This is a genomic window from Spiribacter halobius (genome assembly GCF_020883455.1).
In the GTDB taxonomy this organism is placed as follows: domain Bacteria; phylum Pseudomonadota; class Gammaproteobacteria; order Nitrococcales; family Nitrococcaceae; genus Sediminicurvatus; species Sediminicurvatus halobius.
Genome location: NZ_CP086615.1, coordinates 2,046,578 through 2,064,486 on the forward strand (window position 1 = coordinate 2,046,578; position 17,909 = coordinate 2,064,486).

Genomic DNA, 17,909 nt, shown 5'->3' on the forward strand with positions numbered 1-17,909 from the left:
CGTCCTGCGCACAGGGACGGCAGGGGAGCGCCTCCGCTAAAGCGGCAGGTGGCAGTGACCGGCGTCAAAGTCGTGGGTTTGTGACGCGGTGCCTGATTGACCGTGCAATCAATCACGCTGCGCACAGGGTTTCCGCGCCGCCACGGCCGCCGCTTGAAGGCTCCCCCACCGACCACCATCTCTGGGGGAGTGCGTGCCGGCCGGGGCCGGCTACAGAACGGATTCAGGAGCGGCGGATGACCTCACGTGACCTGGAACGCCTGATGTGGGCGGATGCCTGCGAGATGCTCGATCGTGCCGAGCGGCTGCGGCGGCAGTTCTTCCGCCCGGCCAGCGGGGCAGCCACCTCGGTGTGGGAGCCGCCAGTGGACGTCTACCAGAGCGCGGACACGGTCTGGCTGGTGGTCGCCATGCCCGGGGTGTCCCCGGAAGCCATCGAGGTCAGCGTGCGGGGCAGCGAGCTGGTGGTAAGCGGCGAGCGGGCGTTGCCGGCCGTGGCCCGCGCCGGCTCGGTACGCCGCCTGGAGATCCCCCACGGCCGCTTCGAGCGGCGACTGACGCTGCCCCCCGGCACCTACCGCCTGGCCGAGCGGTACTGGGAGGACGGCTGCCTGTTCCTCGGCCTGCAGATCGCCTGACGCGGAGTCACGCCACCATGACGGATATCGAACATCACGGCCCGGACGCCGGCCGCCAGCAGCCGCCACTGCCAGACGACGCCCTCATCCTGCTGCCGGTGCGGGACCTTGTGCTCTTCCCGCAGCTGGTGCTGCCCGTGGGCATCGGACGGCGGCTGTCGGTGGCGGCGGCCCAGCAGGCGGTTCGCGACGATCGGCCGCTGGGGGTGCTGCTGCAGCGCGAGCGCGAGACCGAGCAGCCCGCCGGCGACGAGCTCTACCCGATGGGCACCGTGGCCAATGTGCTGCGCTTCGTCTCCGGAGAGGACGGCAACCACCACCTGGTCCTGCAGGGCGTGGAGCGCTTCCGGGTGCGCGAGTACCTTGAGGGCTACCCGTTCCTGGTCGCCCGGGTGGAGCGCATCCGCGAGGAGCAGCCCGAGGGGCCGGAAACCGAGGCGCGCGTGCTCGCCCTGCGCGAGCGCGCGCTCGAGGCCCTGGAGCTGCTGCCGCAGGCCCCGCGGGAGCTTGCCGGCGCGATCCGCTCGATCACCGAGCCGGGCCTGCTGGCGGACGCGGTGGCCGGCTATCTCGACCTGTCGCCGGCGGAGAAGCAGGAGCTGCTCGAGGAGACCGACGTCATCAGCCGGCTCGACCGGGTGCAGTCGCTGCTCGACTACCGCGTCGAGGTGCTGCGGCTGTCGCAGAAGATCAGCCAGCGCACCCAGGAGACCATGAGCGAGCGCCAGCGCGAGGCGGTGCTGCGCGAGCAGCTGCGCTCGATCCAGCAGGAGCTCGGCGAGGGCGACGACAAGGGCGAGGAGATCCGCGAGCTGGACCGGCGCATCGGCGAGGCGGGCATGCCCGAGGAGGCCGAGGAGCAGGCGCGCAAGGAGCTCAAGCGCCTGGAGCGCATGCCCGAGGGGGCCGCCGAGTACTCCATGGTGCGCACCTACCTGGACTGGCTGCTGGAGCTGCCCTGGAGCCAGGCGAGCGAGGAGCACATCGATATCGCCCGGGCCCGGGAGATTCTGGACGAGGACCACTACGGCCTGGAGCCGGTGAAGCGGCGCATCCTCGAGCACCTGGCCGTGCGCAAGCTCAACCCCGAGGGCAAGAGCCCGATCCTCTGCTTCGTCGGCCCGCCCGGCGTGGGCAAGACCTCCCTCGGCCAGAGCATCGCCCGGGCCACGGGGCGCGAGTTCGTGCGCGCGAGCCTCGGCGGCGTCCACGACGAGTCCGAGATCCGCGGTCATCGGCGCACCTATATCGGTGCCCTGCCCGGCAAGGTGATCCAGGGCATCCGCAAGGCCGGCGCCAACAACCCGGTGTTCATGCTCGACGAGATGGACAAGCTCGGCGCCGGCATCCAGGGCGATCCCTCGGCGGCGCTGCTGGAGGTGCTGGATCCGGCGCAGAACAGCACTTTCCAGGACAACTACCTGGGCGTGACCTTCGACCTCTCGCCGGTGATGTTCATCGGCACCGCCAACGTCCCGGACCAGATCCCCGGGCCGCTGCGGGACCGCATGGAGCTCATCGAGCTGCCGGGCTACACCGAGGACGAGAAGGTGGAGATCGCCCGGCGTTACCTGCTGCCGCGCCAGCGCGAGGCGGCGGGGCTCCGCGAGGAGCAGCTCGAGGTCACCGACGCCGCCCTGCACCGCATCGTCGCCGAGTACACCCGCGAGGCCGGCTGCCGCCAGCTGGAGCGCCAGCTCGGCGCGGTGGCCCGGCACGTGGCGGTGCGCATCGCCGAGGGCCGCAGCGAGGGGGAGCGCATCGACGCCGACGACCTCCACGATGCCCTGGGCGCGCCGAAGTACGAGAACGAGGTGGCCATGCGCACCAGCGTGCCCGGCGTGGCCACCGGCCTGGCCTGGACGCCGGTGGGCGGCGATATCCTGTTCATCGAGGCGAGCCGCTCCGCGGGCAGCGGCCGGCTGATCCTCACCGGCCAGCTCGGCGACGTCATGAAGGAGAGCGCCCAGACCGCGCTCAGCCTGATCAAGGCCCGGGCGGACGAGCTGGCGGTGGACGCCGAGGCCCTGCAGAAGGCCGACATCCACGTGCACGTGCCCGCCGGCGCCATCCCCAAGGACGGGCCCAGCGCCGGGGTGGCCATGTACACTGCCCTGGTGTCCCTGCTCACCGGGCGCTGCGTGCGCGAGAGCGTGGCCATGACCGGCGAGATCACCCTGCGCGGGCTGGTGCTGCCCGTGGGCGGGATCAAGGAGAAGGTGCTCGCCGCCCAGCGTGCCGGCATCACGACGGTCCTGCTCCCCGCCCGCAACCGCAAGGACTGGGAGGACATCCCCGAGCACGCCCGGGAGAAGCTGGAATTCCGCTGGATCGACCGCGTCGACGACGCCGTCGAGGCGGCCCTGCAGCCGGCGCCCGAGCCGGAGCCGGCGTGACCGGCGCAGCGCCGAAGGAATGGCAGTAGTCAGTAGGTCGGCAAGCGCGCAGCGCTCGCCGACAGCCGCGCGGAGCGCGGCCCGCAGATTCGCCTGCCGGCGTGTCGGGTAGGAAGTAGGTCGGCAAGCGCGCAGCGCTCGCCGACAGCCGCGCAGAGCGCGGCCCACGGATTCGCCTGCCGGCGTGTCGGGTAGCGCCTGCGGCGCTTCCCGACCTACACCTGCGGCAGCCCGGACAGCGCCATGGCCTGCTCGGCGTCGCTGGTGTGCTCGTCGCTCAGCCTGCCGGCGAGATAGTCCGTGTAGGCCTGCATGTCGAAGTGGCCGTGGCCGCAGAGGTTGAACAGCAGCGCCTTTGACTCCCCGGCCTCGCGGCAGCGGATGGCCTCGTCAATGGTGGCCTTGACCGCGTGGTTCGCCTCCGGCGCCGGGATGATGCCCTCGGCCCGGGCGAACTCCAGGCCCGCGGCGAAGCATTCCAGCTGGCCGTAGGCGCGGGGCCGGATGTAACCGAGCGCGGTGAGATGGCTCACCTGCGGCGCCATGCCGTGATAGCGCAGGCCGCCGGCGTGGAAGCCCGGCGGCACGAAGCCCGAACCGAGGGTGTGCATCTTGGTCAGCGGCGTGAGATGCCCGGTATCGCCCCAGTCGTAGGCGAACCGCCCGCGGGTCAGCGTCGGGCAGGCCGCCGGCTCCACCGCGACGAAGTCCACCTTGCGCCCGCCACGCAGCTGCTCGCCGAGGAAGGGAAAGGCGAGGCCGGCGAAGTTGCTGCCACCGCCGGTGCAGCCGATGACCATGTCCGGGTAGTCGTCCACCATCTCGAGCTGCACCTGTGCCTCCAGGCCGGCGACGGTCTGGTGCAGGAGCACATGGTTGAGCACGCTGCCGAGGGCATACTTGGTGTCCTCGCGCTCGGCGGCAAGCTCCACCGCCTCGCTGATGGCGATACCGAGGCTGCCCGTGCTGTCCGGGTGTTCCGCGAGCACGGCGCGGCCGGCGGCCGTGGTGTCGCTCGGGCTCGCGATGCAGTGGGCGCCGAAGCTCTCCATGAAGGCCCGGCGATAGGGCTTCTGCTCGTAGCTGACCCGCACCATGTACACCGCGATCTCGAGCTCGAACATGGCGCCGGCGAGGGCCAGCGACGAGCCCCACTGGCCTGCGCCGGTCTCGGTGGTAATGCGGCGCACGCCCTCGGCGTGGTTGTAGAAGGCCTGCGGGATGGCCGTATTCGGCTTGTGGCTGCCGGCCGGACTCACGCCCTCGTACTTGTAGTAGATCCGCGCCGGGGTCTGCAGCGCGTGCTCGAGGCGCCGGGCGCGATAGAGCGGCGTCGGCCGCCACTGGCGATAGGCGTCACGCACCGGCCCGGGGATCCCGATCTCCCGCTCGGTGCTCATCTCCTGCTCGATCACCGCGCGCGGGAAGATCGGCGCGAGATCATCGGGTGTGACCGGCTCGTGGGTCTGTGGATTGAGCACCGGCGCCAGCGGCTCCGGCAGGTCGGCGTTGATGTTGTACCAGTGCCGCGGCAGCTGCGACTCGGCGAGCACGGTCTTCACGGTCTCGGGCATGACGGCGGACGTCCTCTTCCGGGGCGTGGGTCCGAGAAGCTATCACGCCAGGCGGTGCCGCGGGGCGTTCGGCTGCCGGGAATTCGCCACGGGGCGGCGCTCAGGCCGGGGGCAGGATGAGGGTTGCGGTGGTGCCTTCGCCGGGCGTGCTGTCGAGGGTGAGGCGGCCGCCGCTCTCGCGGGCGAAGCCGTCGGCCATGCTCAGGCCCAGGCCGGTGCCGAAGCCGTGGCGGCGGTGGCTGAAAAAGGGCTCCCGGGCGCGGGCGAGCACCTCCGGCGACATGCCGACGCCGGTGTCCCGGAGGGTGATGACGACCTCGCCGTCGGCCGTCGTGCCGACGGTGAGGGTGATCGTGCCGGACTCCTCCATGGCCTCGATGGCATTGAGCGCCAGCGCCAGCAGCGAGGTCTCGAGCAGGGCGGGGTCTGCGATCACCTTGGGAACGCTGGCGGGGAGATCGGCTTCCAGCACCACGTGCCGCGGCAGGTTGGAACGGATCAGCGCTGCCGTGTCCTGCACCGTTGCCAGCGGGTCGATCTGCTGGGCGACCATCACCCGGCGCCGCGAATAGGTGAGCAGGCGGCGCACCAGGTCGGCGCCATGCTCGGAGGCGCGCAGGATCGACTCCAGGTAGCCGCGGCTGCGCTCGTCGAGCAGGGCATCGTCCAGCAACAGGTCGGCGGAGGCGGTGATGCGCATGAGCAGGTTGTTGAATTCATGGGCGACGCCGCCGGTGATGCGGGTGACGAGCTCCATGCGGCTCGCCTCCAGCAGCTGGCGCTCGCGCCGGCGCTCGTGGGTGACGTCGGCGAGGATCCAGACGCGCCCGCTCGCCTGCGCCAGCTCCAGCGGACGGTGCTGCACGAACAGCACCCGCTCGCCGCGGCGCAGATCGGCGCTGCGGGGGTCGTCCGGGCTGCCATCCAGCGCCAGCCGTTCGCCGGCCTCCGCCGCGTTGTCGGCGCTGCCGATGAATCCACGCATGAGGCGCGAGAACTCGGCCGGGGTCACGCTATGCGTCGGCGCTCCCAGCAGGAGCGCGGCGGCCGGGCTCATCACCACCCAACGGGCGCCATCCTCGACAAAGGCGACGCCATGGGGCAGCGCTTCCAGCACGCCGAGCAGCAGCGCCGCCGGCGAGAGCGCCCCGGGGGGGCGGGCGGCCTGGCTCAGCAGCATATCCAGGGTGCGGCAGGCGGGCTCCAGCGGAGGTGCGTCGGGAACCGCATCCGCCCAGGCGAACAGCAGCCGGCAGCGAGACTCCACCGCGCCGACGGGCGGGCCGAACCACAATGCCTGCGGCCGGCCGCCACAGGCGCTGAGGAGCACGGCGGGGAGTTGCGCCTCCCGGGTGGTCTGCGGCACCGGCGCGGCGAAGGGCGCCAGTGGCGCCGTGGGTACGGTGACCCCGGTGGCGAGCCTTGCCGTGGGCCATTGCGCCACCACCATGGCGCGCTCGCTCCCGGTGGCGTCCAGCAGCAGCGCGGTGCCGGCGCCGGCCGCCTGCGCCGCTATGGCCAGGGCGTCGTCCAGCCGGCCGGGCACGGCGCCGGCGTCGATCATGGGGCAGCTCCGCTGCGTGCTGGCGTGTTCACGGGGAGGATCGTGCGCAGCGTCGACCACACCTCGTCCGGCGCGGAGAGGTGGGGCAGATGCCCGGACGCCTCGATCCGGTGCAGCGTGGCGTGCTGGAGGCTGTTGCGCAGATAGTCGGCCACCGCGGCCGGGACGGCCATGTCCTGGGAGCTGTGAATCAGATCCACGGGTACCGTCACCGCCGGCAGCAGGTCGCGCACGTCCGACTGGAAGATGGTGCGTGCCACGCCCACGGCGATGTCCGGGCGCATCGCGCGCAGGCCGTCGCTGAAGATGCGTACCGCTTCCGGCGCGTCGGCATGGATCACTGCGGGGGCGAAGCCCGCGACCCAGTCCTGATAGGTGGTGCCCATGGCGCGGTAGAGCCCGTCCAGATCCTCCTGGTCGAAGCCGCCGTAGTAGCCGGGGGCGTTCAGGTAGCGCGGCGAGGGGTTGAGCATGATCAGCCGGCGGAAACGCCAGTGCTGCTCGAGGCTCGCCATGAGCCCGATCATGCCGCCCACCGAGTGCCCGAGGTAATAGGCGTCGGTGATCTCCTGCTCCGCGAGCAGGGCCAGGAGGTCGTCGGCGTAGTCACCGACGTGGGTGTAGTCGGCCGGCTCGAAATCCGGATCGGCGATGCAGGCGAGGTCGTAGCCGAGGACGCGGAAGCGCGCGTCCAGCCCCGGGCGCAGATAGCGCCAGGAGGTCTGATCGGTGCCGAAGCCGTGGCCGAGGATGAGCACCGGCCCGTCGACTCCGCTCCAGGTGGCGTTGAGGCGGCGGGCGTGACGGCCGTCGGCGGGTATCGGGAGGCGGGTCATGGTCAGCTCCAGGTGATCGGAAGATCGGCAACCCCGACCTTGCCTAGTCGAGCACGCCGAGGCTGCCACGACCGCGAACTGGCGCAAAGCAGCAAGCGCCAGCCCGCCTGTCTCACCGATCCGCGCCCGCAGCGGCGAATCGGTGAGACAGGTGGGCTCAGTCGGGCATATCCCGCAGCAATACCCGGAAGACAGCGCCGCCGCCATCGTCGAGGCTGGCGGCGCGGACGTTGCCCCCGTGCCGCTCGGCCACCAGGCGCACGATGGTGAGCCCGAGCCCGAGATGCGCCCGCCCGTCGCCGGGGTCCCCCTGCCGCTGACTGACCAGGGCGTCGAACGGGTCGCTGTCGCCGAAATCCGGAAGCGGCGGCCCCTGGTTGGTGACGCTCAGCACATAGCCGCTCCCCGAGGGCGCAACGGCAAGGCGTATCCAGCCGCCGTCCGGGCTGAAGCTGGCGGCGTTGTCCACGAGCTTGTCCAGCAGCTGGCCGACCAGCTCGGGTGCACCGTGCAGCGGACAGGGCGTCGCCGGCAGGTCGAGCTGGATGCGGCGGCCGGGGTAGAGCTGCTGGTAGGCCTCGCCGTAGTCCCGTAGCAGGGCGGCAAGGTCGAAGCGCTCCGCCGCCGTGTCCGCCAGGCTCTGCTCGATGCGGGTCGCCTCGCTCATGGCACGGAGCAGGGTGCCGAGCCGCTCGGCGCCGGCCTGGGCACGGTCGAGATAGCGGGTGTCCTCCGCCGTGAGGCGGGTCCGGTCCAGGTTGTCCAGGGAGGAGGTGACGATGGCGAGCGGCGTGCGGAGCTCGTGGGCGAGGCGGCCGGTGAGGCTGCGGAGGTAAGCCGTGTAGCGGCGCAGGGACTCCAGCGTCTGCCCGAGGCTGCGGGAGAGATCGCCGAGCTCGTCGCCGGCACTGCGCTCGGGCAGCTCCGGGTCCACCTCGCCGCGGCTGCCGACGGCGCTCGCGGCCGCATCGCGCAGCCCGCGGATGCGCCGCGACAGCCGCCCGGCGAAGGCGAGCAGCGCGCCAAGGGCGAGGGCAACCGCCAGCAGCACCGCCAGCAGGACCTCGCCCAGTGCCCGCTCGGTGAGCAGCAGCACGCCGTCGCTGGCCTGCTCCACAACCAGGGCGCCCCCTCCGGCCAGCGGCTGCGCGGCGCTGATGAGCACACCGCCGGCACCGCCGACGCTCCGCCAGCGGGTGCCGGCCTCGCCAGCGAGCGCCTGCGCGACCTCCGGGCCGGCTATGCGTGCCCGGGGCCCGCTGCGTTCGGCCGGCGGCGCCAGGGGCGAGGCCAGCAGATAGCGGTAGATCAGGTTGCGCAGCCAGGGCCGGCCGGGGCCGGTGAGGTCCAGGCTGCCGGCGGCTGCGATCACCCAGCCGCTGCCGTCCAGTACCCAGGCCCGGGTGTGTCGCGGCAGCAGCTCGTCGACCTGCCTGGCCAGCGCCGCCGCCGGCCGGCGCAGGGTGCGCGTCGCCGCAGGCCGGGCGCGGGGGCCGGTGCCATGCACCGCGCCGGGCCCCCGGGCGTCCCGATCATGTACGCTCGCCCCCAGGGCCGTCACCTCCGCGCCGCGGGGGATGCGCAGCTCCACCGAGTAGCCCTGCGGCGTCTCCTGCCACACGCCGGAGATGCGATGGCGCGGGGCATTGCCCTCGACCGGCAGGGCCTGGAAGGCGCCCGGGGCGAGCGGTGCGATCCGGTAGTGCAGCGCCGTCCCGGCGCGGCGCAGGCGCAGGCGCAGGTGATCGCCGGCGGCCGCCGCGGCACTTGGGGCCGGGCGGTAGCGGCGGCTGTGGTCGCGGGCCTCGATCAGCGCGACCAGGGCGTCGCCGCGCTCGGCGAGGGCCAGGCGTGGCGGCTCGCCGCTGCGGCCGTCGAGATGGGGCAGGGGGCGCGGGAGGTCCGGCCAGTCCCGCCATTCGTCGCCGTAGCCGTCGACGCTCAGGGGGCGGTCACTCGGCCAGACCAGGAGGCTGTCCCGGTCGCGGTCGGCGGGCAGGCTGCCCAGGCTTGCCAGGCTGCGCGCCAGGGCACCGGTGGTGGCGAGCAGGGCCTCTTCCTCCCCGGCGCGCAGCAGCCCTTCCGTGGTGCCCACGAAGCGCCAGGCCGCCCAGGGCAGCACCAGCAGCACCAGGCTGATCAGCGCGAGCTTGCGTCGCAGGCTCATGCCTGCCAGCGATAGCCGAGGCCGTGCACGGTGCCGATGGCGTCGAAGGCCGGGTCCACGGCCTGGAACTTCCGCCGGATGCGCTTGATGTGAGAGGTGATGGTGTGGTCGTCGACGACGATCCGCGCCTCGTCCATGAGCTGATCCCGCGTGCGCACGTGGCCGGGGCGGCGGGCGAGGGCGTGCACCATCCAGAACTCCGTGACCGTCAGCGCCACCGGCTCGCCCTGCCAGCGCAGCTCCAGGCGCTCCGGGTCCAGCCAGAGTGCGCCGCGCTCGAGGGCATGCTCCTCCACGGCGGCGCCGCGCAGGGCGTCGAGCCGGCGAAACAGGGCGGCGATGCGGGCGCTGAGCTGTACCAGGCTGATGTCCTTGCCGAGGTAGTCGTCGGCGCCCAGCCGCAGGCCCGAAACCGCATCCAGATCGCTGTCGCGGGCGGTGAGGAAGATGATCGGCAGCGCGGTGGAGCGGGCGCGCAGCTCCCGGCAGAGGTCGAAACCGCCCTCGTGCTCGTCGCCGAGGCCGACGTCGATAATCACCAGATCCGGCAGGGCATCGCGGAACGCGGCCAGGGCCTCGCTGCGGCCCGGGTAGCCACGGACGCGGTAGCCCTGGCGCGCCAGGGCCTCGGCGTAGTTGGCGCGAATGCTGGCCTCGTCCTCGACGATGGCGATCTCGCGGGGCATGGGCCCTCCCGGACCGGTGAAACGATGACTAACCCTGCCACAGGCCCGGTCGGCCGGCCACGGCGGTCACCTTTTCGCCACAAATCATCAGCGGACTGCCACGGCGCCGCCCGGGCAGCGTCCTCCCGCTGCGGTGTGATGGCCCCGTCGCAAGCCAGTCAATCCGCAGAGGAGTTGCACCATGAACCGACGTCGCCTTTACGCTATCGCCCTTGCCGCCGGCCTTGCCGGTGCCCCCCTCGCCGCCGCGGCCGACACCGGCGGGGACAGCCCCGAGACCGGCTGGGGCTTCGCCGCCGGCGGTCTTGCCGGCGCCGCCCTGGGCGGGCCCGTGGGGCTGCTTGCCGGCGGCATTGTCGGCGCACTCACCGGCAACGCCATGGACGCCGAGCAGGACCGCCGCGACGCGGCACAGCGCCTCGAGGCCGCGGACCGGCGCGCGGAGCGTCTGGCCGCGGAGCTCGGGGAGGCCCGGCAGGCCCTTGCGGAGAGCGGCGCGGCCACGCCGCTGGAGGGTCTCGACGGCGCGCTCGCGCTGGATGTGCTGTTCGACACCGGCTCCGCGGCACTGGACGCCCGGGCCGAGGAGCGGATCGCCCGCGTGGCCCGGGTGCTGGAGCGGTACCCGGAGCTGCAGCTGACGCTCACCGGCCACGCCGACCGGCGCGGCTCCGCGGAGCGCAACGAGACACTGTCCCGCGAGCGGGCGGAGGCCGTGCGCCGGGTGCTGCTGGAACAGGGCATCGCTGCCGAGCGTCTGCGCCTGCGGGCCCGTGGCGAGCAGGCGGCCAGCGCGCCGGTGGAGGACCTGGAGGGCCTGGCGCTGGATCGCCGCGTGGCCCTCGAGGTGGGGATGACGCGGCGCGGACCGGACGTCGCCCAGGGCCGCTGACTGGCCCGCACCCGCCGCTACCGCCCCGTCGCCGCCCGGCGACGGGGCGGCTTGCTGTGCGCGCGCCGCTGCCGCCGGGTGCCGCTCGAGTAGCACGGCCGCGTATGCTGTGCGCGTTCCGCCGCTGGGGCGGGCGACAGGGAGAAGCGGCGATGACCGAGCAGACCGGTGTCTGGCAGCGATTGTGGCGCACCTTCGTCTCCGGGCTGGGCGTGGTACTGCCCGCGGCCATCACGCTGTACGTGCTGGTCTGGATCGGGGTGCAGGCCGAGCAGGTGTTCGGTGGCATCGTCCGCGTGATCCTGCCGGAATCCTGGTACCTGCCCGGCCTCGGCATATTCGCTGCCATCGGCTTCATCCTGCTGGTCGGCATGTTCATGAAGGCCTGGGTGTTCAGCAGCCTCGTCGGTCTCGGCGAGCGGCTGCTGACGCGGATCCCGGTGGTGAAAACCGTCTACGCCGGGCTGCGCGACCTCACCCGCTTCGTCTCCGAGTCGAGCCGGCAGCAGGAGCGGCTGCAGCGTGTCGTACTGGTGGAGATCGCGTCCGATGTGCACGTGATCGGTTTCATCACCGATCGCGCGCCCGCGGAGGGCATGCCCGAGATCGCCGAGGTGTGCGACGAGGAACGGGTTGCCGTATACATGCCCATGGGCTACCAGATCGGCGGCTATACCCTTTACCTGCCCAAGCATCGCCTGCGCCCCGTGGACATCCCGGTGGAGGATGCCCTGCGCGTGGTACTCACGGCCAACGTCAACCGGCCGACCCGACGCTGACGGATGAAAGGGAAACCCATGCCGAAGTGGATGCCGGCCCGCCTTGATGACCGATGCGCAACGCAGGGACGCTCGCTGGACCCGGGTACGCAGCCGGCGAGCGGTCGAAAACGCGGGCCCGTGGCGATGCTGGTCCTGGCAGGTCTGCTGCCTTCGCTGGCTGCTGCACAGGTGGACGACGCGGCGGACGCGCCCATCGGTGAGGGGCGCACGCCGCTTGACTCGGAGGCGGAGGGCGAGGGTATCCAGCCGCGCCTCGGGGAGCCGGTGCGCGAGGCACGACCGGTACCGACGCCGGGGGAGCCAGGGGCGGCGCTGACCGTCAACGAGCCGATGTATTTCGTGGTCGGCGGGCGCGGCGATACCCGCGCCCGGTTCCAGTTCAGCCTCAAGTACCGGATCTTCGCCGAGGACGGGCTCGTCGTTGACTGGGTGCCGTGGCTGGAAGACCTCCACTTCGGCTATACCCAGACCGCGCTCTGGAATCTCAGCGAGGACAGTGAGCCCTTCGAGGACACCAGCTATCGCCCCGGCTTCTTCTGGGACATGACTCCGGAGCTCGGCGGCATCGTCCCGGATATCGCCCGCTTCGGCTACGAGCACGAGTCCAACGGCCAGGCCGGGGTCGAGTCGCGCAGCCTGGATACGCTGTTCGTCCAGCCGGGCTGGGTCTGGCAGGTGTTCGACCGCCCGCTCACGTTCGCACCCAAGCTCTACGGCTACATCGACCGGGACGAGCAGAACCGTGACATCGCGGACTTCCGTGGCTATGCGGACATCATCGTGCGCTACGGCAGCGAGGACGGCCTGCTCGGCCAGATCATGCTGCGCCAGGGCGCCGCCGCGGACCGCCAGACCCTGCAGCTGGACCTGTCCTACCCCATCCGCCGCCCGATCTTCGCCCGCACCGGTGGCTACCTCTACCTGCAGGTCTTCGACGGCTACGGCGAAAGCCTTGCGACCTACAACCGGGAGACGGGCCCCCAGGTGCGCATCGGCTTCGCCATCGTGCGGTAGACGTCGAGCGGTCTGCTATTCTCTGCCGCCGGCAGCCAGGGAGAAGCGAGCATGCAGTCCGCCACCGTCGTGATCGATCATCCGCTGGTGCAGCACAAGCTTACCGTGCTGCGGGACCGCGAGACCTCCACGTCGAAGTTTCGTGGGGTGCTGCGGGAGCTCTCGCTGCTGCTCGCCTACGAGGTCACCCGCGACCTGCCGCTGACCAGCCGTCGCATCGAGACGCCGCTGGAGCCGATGGATGCGCCGGTCCTGGAGGGCAAGAAGCTCTGCTTCGTGTCCGTGTTGCGCGCCGGTAACGGTCTGCTGGAGGGAATGCTGGATCTGGTGCCCACGGCCCGGGTGGGGCATGTGGGCATGTACCGCGATCCGGAGACGCTGGAGCCGGTGGAGTACTACTTCAAGGTGCCCGCATCGCTGGACGAGCGCATCGTCATCGTGGTGGACCCGATGCTGGCCACGGGGCATTCGGCGGCGGGGGCGGTGGATCGCCTGAAGCAGGCCGGCGCCAGGGATATCCGTTTCCTGGCGCTGCTGGCCGCGCCCGAAGGCCTGCGCGCCTTCCATTCCCGCCATCCCGACGTGCCGGTCTACACCGCCGCCGTGGACCGCGAGCTCAACGAGAAGGCGTATATCCTGCCCGGGCTCGGAGACGCCGGCGACCGGATGTTCGGGACCAAGTAATCTGCCGCCGCCTTCAGCCGCCCGCCAGCGGAGCCACCCCGGCGCCCAGATAGCGCAGATGCGCGCCGCAGCCTGCTTGGCAGTCGGAGGCGCCGAAGCCGGGGATCGCAATGCGGCCACCCTGGCGCGCGTTCAGGGCGCACTCTTCGATTGCCACCAGACAGACGTCCACCACCTGGCAGTCCGGGTGCGTGAGCAGATAGTCCACGTGCCAGCGCAGCCGGCGCGGGCGCAAACCCAGATGGCGCTCGAGCCGGGCGCGGGGGTGGCGCCGGGCACTGCCGGTGTAGACGTAGCGACCGGGGGCGAGGTGATGCTCGCCCAGCGCGCCGATACGCAGAGGCGGACCGGCCGCTCCAGCCACAGGCACAGCCGGTAGCTGAGCGGCGACGCCGTATTGCCCTTCACTCCCCGGCGCGGCGCTGTTCCTGGGGGCGCTCCTCGGCGGCCGGCGCATCTGCTGCCGGTCTCTCCGGCTCCGGCGCCCGCTCCCGTTCAACCTCGGTATCATCGTCTGCGCCGGCTCGACTGCCCTGGTCAGCTTGGCCGGCCCCGGCAGCCCGCTCCGTGTCTGCAGTCTCCGCCGTGGCGTCGGGCTCGGCGGCTTCGGTGCGCGGGGCGGGCTCGTCCGTCGCGGCGGCCTCGGACGGATGCTCGGCGGGCGCCTCGCCATCCGCGCCGGGGGCCGTCTCCGGGCGCCGTGCCCCGGTATCGGCGGCGGCATCGATGGGCGGTTCGCCGGGGGTGTCCGGCTGTGGCACGTCCGCCGGTGCGCGGGCCTCCTCGATCAGGCGGCGGGCCGGCTCCTCGCCGAGGCCGAGACTGCGGGCGCCCTCGGCGAAGTGGAGATAAAGGGCGCGGTAGTCCCGGGAGAGATTGCCGAACAGCGCCGCCGTGTGCTGGAAGTGATCCTCTACCTGCGAGCGCAGCTCGTCGCGCTCCTTCTGCGTCCGCTCCAGCTCCGAGCGCGTCTCCTGATACTGGCGTTCGCGCGGTGCCGTCAGCCGGCCGACGAGAAAGCCGATCACCACGGCCACCACGGCGATGGCGAGCATCAGCCACGTCGTCTGCGTCATTGGCGCTCTCCTTGTTGCGCTGCCCCATCGCAGGGTCCGGATAGCCGACGGTACCCGAATACGGGGGGCGGCGTCTCGGTAGCCGGCTCAGACAAGCGGTGCGGCCAGAGGTCGCACCGGCATCGGCCGGCCCCGCTCCGGCGGCAGCGGCGGCAGAGCCGGGGCGGGTAGCGGCCTGTGGGCGTGTCGCCGCAGGCAGCGCCGATACTCGGCGAGCACCGGCGCCTGACGCTCCTCCGCCGTGGCAAGCAGCGTCGGGCCCGGCCAGGGCGTGCTGCTCCACCGCACAAGCGGCGCCGCGACCAGCGGCCCGAACAGCACCGGCGCGAGCCAGGGCAGAAAGGCCGGCGCCAGCACGGCGGCCAGCGCGCCCCAGGCCAGGGCAAGCACGGTAACCGGCCCGACCCGGCGCCACACCTCGCCCCAGGGCAGGGCGCGGGCGTCGCGGTCCTGCGGATCCCAGCTCACGGCCCGACCTGCGGCGATGGTCACGACGAAGGCCGCATGGAAGGCCATGGTGAGCGGCGCGATGATCACCGCGAACGCGGCCTCGCCGGCGGCGGCGAGGGTGAGCCGGACGCCCCCGCCGTAGGCCTGCCGCCGCCGCAGCAGCGCTAGGAGGAGACCGAGTACCTTGGGGACTGCGAGCAGGCCGATGGTCACCGCCAGCAGCGAGCGGATCAGATCCGGCCGGCTCACGGGCCAGTCGGGAAAGAGCTGGTAGCCGGTGCCGAAGAACTGGGCGGTGGAGACGGCGTTGATCACGGCATCCGCGGTGCTGGCGGCGAGCATCAGCAGCCATAGCAGCGAGGCGATGAAGGCAAGGGCGCCGAGGGCGAAATGCAAACGGCTGATGGGGTGCAGGCCGCGGACGGCAAGCAGGCGCAGATGCTGCAGATTACCCTGGCACCAGCGCCGGTCGCGACGCAGGTAGTCCAGCAGATTGCCCGGCAGCCCCTCGAAGCTGCCGCCGAGCTCCGGCAGCAGCAGCACGCGCCAGCCGGCACGGCGCAGCAATGCGGCCTCGACGAAGTCGTGGCTGAGGATCTCCCCGCCGAGCGGCGGCCGCCCTGGCAGCGGTGCGAGGCCGCAGTGCTCGGTGAAGGGCCGTATCCGCAGGATGGCGTTATGGCCCCAGTAGTTGGCGGTATCGCCCTGCCAGAAGGCGAGGCCGTGCGCGAGCATCGGGCTGTAGAGGCTGGCGGCAAGCTGCAGCAACCGGGCGAACCCCGTCTGCTGGCCGACCGGCAGCGGCACGGTCTGGATCAACCCCGTGTCGGGGTTGGCCTGCATGCGCCGCACCAGGGTTACCAGTGTCTCGCCCGCCATGACGCTATCCGCATCGAGCACGACCATGTACTCGTAGAGAGCGCCCCAGCGCTGGCAGAACTCGGCGAGATTGCCCGGCTTGCGGCCGCGGTTGTCCTCGCGATGGCGGTAGTAGAGACCCGGCGGCTCGCCGAGGCGCCGACGCAGCGTCGCCAGGCCTGCGGCTTCCTCGCGCTGGCGCTGCGGGTCGGTGCTGTCGCTGAGCAGATAGCAGTCGAACCAGGCACCGTGGCCGGTGGCGGCGAGGGAGCGCCAGGTCGCCTCGAGGCCGGCAAGCACGGTGGGGACGTCCTCGTTGCAGATGGGCATGACCAGCGCCGTCCGGGCCAGCTCCGGCGGTGGCCCGGGTGGCTCGCCACGTCGGCGCAGGGTCAGCGCATGGCGCCCGAGCAGCTCCAGCAGGAAGCCGATAACCGCGGTCCAGAAGGCCACCGCGAGCCACGTGAAGGTGATGGCGAACAGCACCAGCACAGCGGCCTCCAGCGGGCGCATGCCGTTGGTGCGAAGGATGTCCAGCATCAGCCGCAGGCCAGCCGCGGCCGTGCCGGCCACCAGCACGAGCATCAGCGCCCGGCGCAGGCCAAGCGCCGGGATCGGCAGCCGCCAGGCGCTGCCGTCAGGGCTGCTCTTCGGGATACCAGACATAGTTCCAGGTCTCGCTTACTCGCTCGCCGCGCAGCGTCAGGTGCAGTCGCAGGTCGGCGGCCTCGCCGCCCTCCGGGACGAGACGCAAGCCCACACGCCAGAGGGACTGCTCCGGCACCGGCGCGGCCTGCACGTCACGCACCTCGCCGCTGCTGCTGGTGACCACCGCGCGCACGGGCTGGCGCGGATCCAGCCCCTCCAGGTCGCCGCCGGCGAAGTCCACCAGGAAGCGTCTATGGGCACGGGGCGGATCGGCGCTGCTCCCGTTGCCGGCCCAGCCGACCCGCGTGCGCAGGACCCGCCCCAGCGGGGTGCCCCGCTCCCCGGCGAAGGCGGTCAACCGGTAGCGATAGCGCCGGCTCTCCCCCGCGGCGGGCGGGTCGTCGGTGCGCCAGTAGGCGGTGATGTTGTCGTTGATCTCACTCAGGGAGGGGATTTCCAGCAGCTCCACGCTGCCTTCCCCCCAGGGCTCTCCCAGCGGCTCGATCCAGTAGCTCGGCCGCCGCTCGAAGGCGGCCTCCTGATCCAGGTAATGCGCGGGGTCGCGGTCGCGCTGGAGCAGGCCGAAGCCCTGCAGCGCGCCCGCCTGCAGGGCGCTGACCCGCAGGCGTGGCGGGTTGACCAGCGGGCGCCACACGCGTTCGTGGGCATTGGTGAGCAGCATGAGGCCGTCGGCATCGTGGACCTCGGGGCGGACGTCATCCACGGCCCGGTTCGTGTGCTCGCCGTGCAGGAAGGTGCCGGTGAGGGGAGCGACACCGAGCTTGTCGATACCCTCGCGTGCGAACAGTCGCGCATCCACCAGCACGCGGGTGCGGGCACCCGGAACGACATCGAACCGGTAGGCACCGGTGATGGAGGGGCTGTCCAGCAGCGCGAGCAGGGTGATGCGTGTGGCGTCCGGCGCCGGGCGCAACAGCCAGAAATCCGTGAAGCGGGGGAACTCCTCGCCGGTTGCCGTGCCGGTGTCCACCGCCAGCCCCCGAGCCGAGAGCCCGGTCACCTGACCGCGGGCGAGTATCCGGAAATACGAGGCGCCGAGGAAGCCGACCACGGGGTCCTTGTGCCCGGGGCGGTTGAGCGGGTAGTGCAGGGTAAGCCCCGCAAAGCCGAGATCCTCGGGCACGCGCTCCGCCAGCGCCGAGGCCTCTCCGTCGTAATGGAAGCGATCCGGGCTGAAGGGCACCTCGCGGATGGCCCCATCCACCACCTCATGGATACGCACCCGATCGCGGTAGACAAAACCGCGATGGTGGAAGCGCGCCTCGAAAAGCCGCTCGCCATGCCAGAGCCCCCGCTCCGGGCGCGAGCGAATATCCTCGTAGGCGTCGCGCTCGAGCTCACGCAGGGGCTCGGGCAGGGCGGGCGGATCGCCCTGATAGGGCCGGGTGGCGAGGGTCTGCGCCTCGGCGATCACCGCCTCGAACACGAGCTCGTTGTCGGGGGTGAGGGCGGGCGCCGCCTCCATGTAGAGCGGGACGGGCGCCGTCGGCTGGCCGTGCGCCAGGCTAACGACGGCGAATAACAGCACCGCCCACAGGCCGTGGCGTGGACGCATGGCGACTCCGTTGCTGCCTTCTTCGGGCGCCCCGCCCCCACGGACGGCCCCTCTAGATTAGTGGGGCG

Annotated in this window: 15 protein-coding genes; 6 read left to right on the forward strand and 9 right to left on the reverse strand. The window is 72.0% G+C overall.

Annotation, left to right across the window (positions count from 1 at the left end; genetic code table 11):
* The first annotated feature begins 236 nt into the window (after positions 1–236).
* A complete protein-coding gene (locus LMH63_RS09325; RefSeq protein ID WP_199225628.1) occupies positions 237–638 on the forward strand; it encodes an Hsp20/alpha crystallin family protein in 402 nt (133 codons plus the stop codon).
* A 17-nt stretch (positions 639–655) separates the two neighbouring features.
* On the forward strand, positions 656–3,034 hold the full coding sequence (lon, locus tag LMH63_RS09330; RefSeq protein ID WP_109677779.1) for an endopeptidase La: 2,379 nt from the start codon (positions 656–658) through the stop codon (positions 3,032–3,034).
* A gap of 215 nt (positions 3,035–3,249) precedes the next feature.
* Here the strand turns inward: lon and LMH63_RS09335 are convergent, their stop codons facing one another.
* The 5 genes from LMH63_RS09335 to pdsR all read right to left on the reverse strand — a co-directional run bounded on the left by LMH63_RS09335 (position 3,250) and on the right by pdsR (position 9,861).
* Entirely contained in the window at positions 3,250–4,608 is a 1,359-nt protein-coding gene (locus LMH63_RS09335) for a TrpB-like pyridoxal phosphate-dependent enzyme (RefSeq protein ID WP_109677781.1), read from the reverse strand.
* A 100-nt stretch (positions 4,609–4,708) separates the two neighbouring features.
* On the reverse strand, positions 4,709–6,172 hold the full coding sequence (locus LMH63_RS09340; RefSeq protein WP_109677783.1) for a two-component system sensor histidine kinase NtrB: 1,464 nt from the start codon (positions 6,170–6,172) through the stop codon (positions 4,709–4,711).
* On the reverse strand, positions 6,169–7,008 hold the full coding sequence (locus tag LMH63_RS09345) for an alpha/beta fold hydrolase (protein WP_109677785.1): 840 nt from the start codon (positions 7,006–7,008) through the stop codon (positions 6,169–6,171). The genes LMH63_RS09340 and LMH63_RS09345 overlap by 4 nt, the downstream gene beginning before the upstream one ends.
* Positions 7,009–7,165: 157 nt before the next feature.
* Complete coding sequence (locus LMH63_RS09350; protein ID WP_109677787.1) at positions 7,166–9,175, reverse strand: ATP-binding protein; 2,010 nt, start codon at positions 9,173–9,175, stop codon at positions 7,166–7,168.
* Positions 9,172–9,861 carry a proteobacterial dedicated sortase system response regulator gene (pdsR, locus tag LMH63_RS09355; RefSeq protein ID WP_109677789.1) on the reverse strand — a complete coding sequence of 230 codons (690 nt, stop codon included), beginning with the start codon at positions 9,859–9,861 and terminating at the stop codon, positions 9,172–9,174. Before pdsR ends, LMH63_RS09350 begins: the two co-directional genes overlap by 4 nt.
* 181 nt (positions 9,862–10,042) lie before the next feature.
* On the opposite strand from pdsR, the gene LMH63_RS09360 reads away from it, so the two are divergent.
* The 4 genes from LMH63_RS09360 to upp all read left to right on the forward strand — a co-directional run bounded on the left by LMH63_RS09360 (position 10,043) and on the right by upp (position 13,233).
* Positions 10,043–10,753, forward strand: a complete 711-nt coding sequence (locus LMH63_RS09360; protein ID WP_109677791.1) for an OmpA family protein — start codon at positions 10,043–10,045, stop codon at positions 10,751–10,753.
* 152 nt (positions 10,754–10,905) lie between these two features.
* On the forward strand, positions 10,906–11,532 hold the full coding sequence (locus tag LMH63_RS09365; protein WP_158280332.1) for a DUF502 domain-containing protein: 627 nt from the start codon (positions 10,906–10,908) through the stop codon (positions 11,530–11,532).
* Between the two features lie 126 nt (positions 11,533–11,658).
* On the forward strand, positions 11,659–12,549 hold the full coding sequence (locus LMH63_RS09370) for a phospholipase A (RefSeq protein WP_229332789.1): 891 nt from the start codon (positions 11,659–11,661) through the stop codon (positions 12,547–12,549).
* 51 nt (positions 12,550–12,600) lie between these two features.
* Complete coding sequence (gene upp, locus LMH63_RS09375; protein WP_109677797.1) at positions 12,601–13,233, forward strand: uracil phosphoribosyltransferase; 633 nt, start codon at positions 12,601–12,603, stop codon at positions 13,231–13,233.
* Positions 13,234–13,246: 13 nt separating this feature from the next.
* Here upp and LMH63_RS09380 read toward each other — a convergent pair whose 3' ends face one another.
* The 4 genes from LMH63_RS09380 to LMH63_RS09395 form a co-directional block, all read right to left on the reverse strand.
* Complete coding sequence (locus tag LMH63_RS09380) at positions 13,247–13,597, reverse strand: GIY-YIG nuclease family protein (protein WP_229332774.1); 351 nt, start codon at positions 13,595–13,597, stop codon at positions 13,247–13,249.
* A gap of 40 nt (positions 13,598–13,637) precedes the next feature.
* A complete protein-coding gene (locus LMH63_RS09385; protein WP_109677801.1) occupies positions 13,638–14,309 on the reverse strand; it encodes a Z-ring associated ZapG family protein in 672 nt (223 codons plus the stop codon).
* Between the two features lie 87 nt (positions 14,310–14,396).
* Positions 14,397–16,283 carry a glucans biosynthesis glucosyltransferase MdoH gene (mdoH, locus tag LMH63_RS09390; protein WP_109677803.1) on the reverse strand — a complete coding sequence of 629 codons (1,887 nt, stop codon included), beginning with the start codon at positions 16,281–16,283 and terminating at the stop codon, positions 14,397–14,399.
* Positions 16,255–17,841, reverse strand: coding sequence for an OpgD/OpgG family glucan biosynthesis protein (locus tag LMH63_RS09395; protein WP_109677805.1), 1,587 nt, complete (start codon positions 17,839–17,841; stop codon positions 16,255–16,257). The genes mdoH and LMH63_RS09395 overlap by 29 nt, the downstream gene beginning before the upstream one ends.
* Between the last annotated feature and the right edge of the window lie 68 nt (positions 17,842–17,909).